At 49.3% G+C, this 2,773-nt stretch carries 1 rRNA gene; it reads left to right on the top strand.

Features of this window, described 5'->3' with window-relative positions:
- A 23S ribosomal RNA gene (locus tag CLPUN_RS05665) occupies positions 1–2,770 on the top strand; the annotation flags it as partial.
- Positions 2,771–2,773 lie beyond the last annotated feature (3 nt).

Here is a 2,773-nt window from a genome sequence, read left to right as displayed (position 1 = left end):
ACCCCATGTATCATAAAGTGAATACATAGCTTTATGAAGGTATACCCAGGGAACTGAAACATCTAAGTACCTGGAGGAAGAGAAAGAAAAATCGATTTTCTTAGTAGCGGCGAGCGAAAAGGAAAGAGCCCAAACCAGAAATTTATTTCTGGGGTTGCGGACAGAACATAACGAGAAATCATGGTTAATTGAACACAACTGGAAAGTTGGACCATAGAGGGTAATAGTCCCGTAAGTGAAAACTATGATGATCAGTTCTGCACCAGAGTACCACGAGACACGTGAAACCTTGTGGGAAGCAGGGAGGACCACCTCCCAAGGCTAAATACTACCTGATGACCGATAGTGAAGCAGTACCGTGAGGGAAAGGTGAAAAGAACCCCGGGAGGGGAGTGAAATAGAACCTGAAACCATATGCCTACAACCGATCAAAGCACCATATGAGTGTGATGATGTGCTTTTTGTAGAACGAGCCAACGAGTTACGGTATGTAGCGAGGTTAAGTACTTAAGGTACGGAGCCGAAGGGAAACCGAGTCTTAATAGGGCGACTAGTTGCATGCTGTAGACCCGAAACCGGGTGACCTATCCATGGCCAGGTTGAAGCGAGGGTAAAACCTCGTGGAGGACCGAACCACGTTGCTGTTGAAAAAGCATGGGATGAGCTGTGGATAGCGGAGAAATTCCAATCGAACTCGGATATAGCTGGTTCTCCTCGAAATAGCTTTAGGGCTAGCGTCGGAAAATGTGAGTAGTGGAGGTAGAGCACTGAATAGGCTAGGGGGCATAGCGCTTACCGAACCTTATCAAACTCCGAATGCCATATACTATCAGTCCGGCAGTCAGACTGTGAAAGATAAGTTCCATGGTCAAAAGGGAAACAGCCCAGATCGTCAGCTAAGGTCCCAAAGTGTAAGTTAAGTGGAAAAGGATGTGGGATTTCTAAGACAACTAGGATGTTGGCTTAGAAGCAGCCACTCATTAAAAGAGTGCGTAATAGCTCACTAGTCAAGAGATCCTGCGCCGAAAATGTCCGGGGCTCAAACTTACCACCGAAGCTACGGGTTCACGCATTTGCGTGAGCGGTAGAGGAGCGTCGTAATCGGGCTGAAGTCGTACCGTAAGGAGCGGTGGACTGATTACGAGTGAGAATGTTGGCATTAGTAGCGAGATGTAGGTGAGAATCCTACAGGCCGAATATCTAAGGTTTCCTGAGTAAAGTTTGTCTTCTCAGGGTTAGTCGGGACCTAAGGCGAGGCCGAAAGGCGTAGTCGATGGACAATTGGTTGATATTCCAATACCACTACAATCGTTATTATCGATGGTGTGACGGAGAAGGATAAGATGTGCCAGCTATTGGATGCTGGTCTAAGCGTTTAGGGAGTTAGGATAGGCAAATCCGTTCTAACAATTCTGAGGCGTGATGGGGAAGGTTCTACGGAACCGAAGTATCTGATTCCATGCTTCCAAGAAAAGCATCTAGAGAGAGAAGTAGTGCCCGTACCGCAAACCGACACAGGTAGATGAGGAGAGAATCCTAAGGCCGACGGAAGAATTGCAGTTAAGGAACTAGGCAAATTGACCCCGTAACTTCGGGAGAAGGGGTGCCTGCGAAAGCAGGCCGCAGAGAATAGGCACAAGCAACTGTTTAACAAAAACACAGGTCTCTGCTAAAGCGTAAGCTGATGTATAGGGGCTGACGCCTGCCCGGTGCTGGAAGGTTAAGGGGAATGCTTAGCGCAAGCGAAGGTGTGAACTTAAGCCCCAGTAAACGGCGGCCGTAACTATAACGGTCCTAAGGTAGCGAAATTCCTTGTCAGGTAAGTTCTGACCCGCACGAATGGCGTAATGACTTGTGCACTGTCTCAACTGCAAATCCGGCGAAGTTGTAGTGCGAGTGAAGATGCTCGCTACCCGCGATTGGACGGAAAGACCCCGTAGAGCTTTACTGTAGCTTAGCATTGAATTTCGGTATTGTCTGTACAGGATAGGTGGGAGACTGGGAAACCAGAGCGTCAGCTTTGGTGGAGTCGTTGTTGGGATACCACCCTGATAGTATTGAGGTTCTAACTGGATGCCATGAAACTGGTGACAGGACATTGTTAGGTGGGCAGTTTGACTGGGGCGGTCGCCTCCTAAAATGTAACGGAGGCGCCCAAAGGTTCCCTCAGAACGGTCGGAAATCGTTCGAAGAGTGCAAAGGCAGAAGGGAGCCTGACTGCGACACCTACAAGTGGAGCAGGGACGAAAGTCGGGCTTAGTGATCCGGTGGTACCTCGTGGGAGGGCCATCGCTCAACGGATAAAAGCTACCTCGGGGATAACAGGCTGATCTCCCCCAAGAGTTCACATCGACGGGGAGGTTTGGCACCTCGATGTCGGCTCGTCGCATCCTGGGGCTGAAGTAGGTCCCAAGGGTTGGGCTGTTCGCCCATTAAAGCGGCACGCGAGCTGGGTTCAGAACGTCGTGAGACAGTTCGGTCCCTATCCGTCGCGGGCGTAGGAAATTTGAGAGGAGCTGTCCTTAGTACGAGAGGACCGGGATGGACTGACCTATGGTGTACCAGTTGTTTCGCCAGAAGCATAGCTGGGTAGCTAAGTCGGGAAGGGATAAACGCTGAAAGCATCTAAGTGTGAAGCCCACCTCAAGATTAGATTTCCCATAGCGTAAGCTAGTAAGACCCCTTGAAGACTACAAGGTTGATAGGTCAGAGGTGTAAGTATGGTAACATATTTAGCTGACTGATACTAATAGGTCGAGGGCTTGACCAATAT

This window comes from Clostridium puniceum (assembly GCF_002006345.1).
GTDB classification, from domain to species: domain Bacteria; phylum Bacillota; class Clostridia; order Clostridiales; family Clostridiaceae; genus Clostridium; species Clostridium puniceum.
This window is presented reverse-complemented; position numbering and strand designations above follow the sequence as displayed.